Here is a 1,564-nt window from a genome sequence, read left to right on the forward strand (position 1 = left end):
CGGTGCCGGCGGGGACGACCGTGCTGACGGCGGGGCTGAACGCCGGCTGGATCATGCCCTACAGCTGCCGTGCCGGCGGCTGCCGCACGTGCCGCGGGCGGATTCTTGAGGGGCAGGTGGATCACGGCCGGGCCCATGCGGCGTACCTGACCGAGGCGCAGCGCGCCGAAGGGCTGGCCTTGCTGTGCCAGGCCAAGCCGCTGAGCGATCTGGTGATCGAGGTGAAGGAGCTGTCGCTCAAGCAGGTGAAGCCGCGCAAGACGCCGTGCCGGGTGCGGCAGATCCGGCGTGCGGCGCCGGACGTGGTGGTGCTGGACCTGCGCCTGCCGATCAACGAGAACCTGCGCTACGCGCCGGGGCAGTACCTGGACTTCCTGCTGCCGGGTGGCGAGCGGCGCAGCTATTCGATCGCGACGCCGCCGTCGGCGGCGGGGCAGATCTCGCTGGAGCTGCACATCCGGCATACGCCGGGCGGGGTGTTCACGGACCGGTTGTTCGGCGGGGAGATCGAGCCCGGGCAGATCCTGCACTTCGAGGCGCCGCTGGGGACCTTCTCCCTGCGCGAGGAGAGCAGCGCGCCGATCGTGTTCGTGGCGAGCGGGACGGGCTTTGCGCCGATCAAGGCCATCATCGGCTACATGATCGAGCGCAAGCTGGAGCGGCCGATGACGCTGTACTGGGGCGGACGGCGGCGCCAGGACCTGTACCTGGACGAGCTGGTGCGCAGCTGGGAGTCGGCGTGTCCGTGGTTCCGCTATGTGCCGGTGCTGTCGGAGGCGCAGCCGGAGGATGGCTGGTCAGGCCGCACGGGCTATGTGCACCGGGCGGTGATGGAGGATCTGCCGGACCTGTCCGGGCACCAGGTGTATGCGTGCGGGGCGCCGGTGATGGTGGAGGCGGCGCGCGAGGACTTCGTGGCGCGGTGCGGGTTGCGCGAGAGCGAGTTCTTTGCCGACTCGTTCCTGACACAGGCGGAGCTGGCGGGGTCGGCGGCGTGAGCATCGAATCAATGAACGGAGAAACGAGGAGCAAGACGATGAGGATACCGAATGCGACGGTGCCGACCAAGAATGCGACGGCGATTGTGCGGCCGTCGTTCATGTCGCACGGCACGCTGGAGTCGAGGAACCTGAAGGAGACGCGCAGGTTCTTCGAGGAGGTGCTGGGACTGGAGTGCGTGCGCCATTCGAAGTCGTCGATGGCGGTGCGTTGCGGGATGAAGTTCCACATCGTGTGCGTGGAGGTGGGCGAGACGGTGAAGCCGCAGAGTTCGCAGCACCACTGGGGCCTGGACGTGGACAGCCGGGAGGAAGTGGATGCGGCGCGGCAGAAGGTGGTGGAGCTCAAGGAGCATTACAGGATCCGCCAGATCCTGGATTCGGAGACGCGGCACGGGGTGTACTCGTTCTACATCGAGGACCAGGACTACAACTGGTGGGAGATCCAGTACTACGACGGGGTCCAGCATGACGACATGTTCGACTTCGGCGATCGCTTCGGCGATGCCGACTCCGACCTGCATGGCGATCTCGGCAACCGATAAGCAGTCACGACAAGACAGAAA

At 66.9% G+C, this 1,564-nt stretch carries 2 protein-coding genes; both read left to right on the top strand.

Annotated elements, in window-relative coordinates; genetic code table 11:
* Positions 1-2: 2 nt before the first annotated feature.
* On the top strand, positions 3-998 hold the full coding sequence (locus CF68_RS34530) for a CDP-6-deoxy-delta-3,4-glucoseen reductase (RefSeq protein ID WP_051591823.1): 996 nt from the start codon (positions 3-5) through the stop codon (positions 996-998).
* A 38-nt stretch (positions 999-1,036) separates the two neighbouring features.
* Complete coding sequence (locus tag CF68_RS34535) at positions 1,037-1,543, top strand: VOC family protein (RefSeq protein WP_051591824.1); 507 nt, start codon at positions 1,037-1,039, stop codon at positions 1,541-1,543.
* Positions 1,544-1,564 lie beyond the last annotated feature (21 nt).

The sequence above is a fragment of the Cupriavidus sp. SK-4 genome (assembly GCF_000611125.1).
Lineage (GTDB): Bacteria > Pseudomonadota > Gammaproteobacteria > Burkholderiales > Burkholderiaceae > Cupriavidus > Cupriavidus necator.

Excerpts from the sequence above, each read along its gene's own strand:
- CF68_RS34535 (WP_051591824.1), top strand. The coding sequence starts at position 1,037 with ATGAGGATACCGAATGCGACGGTGCCGACCAAGAATGCGACGGCGATT.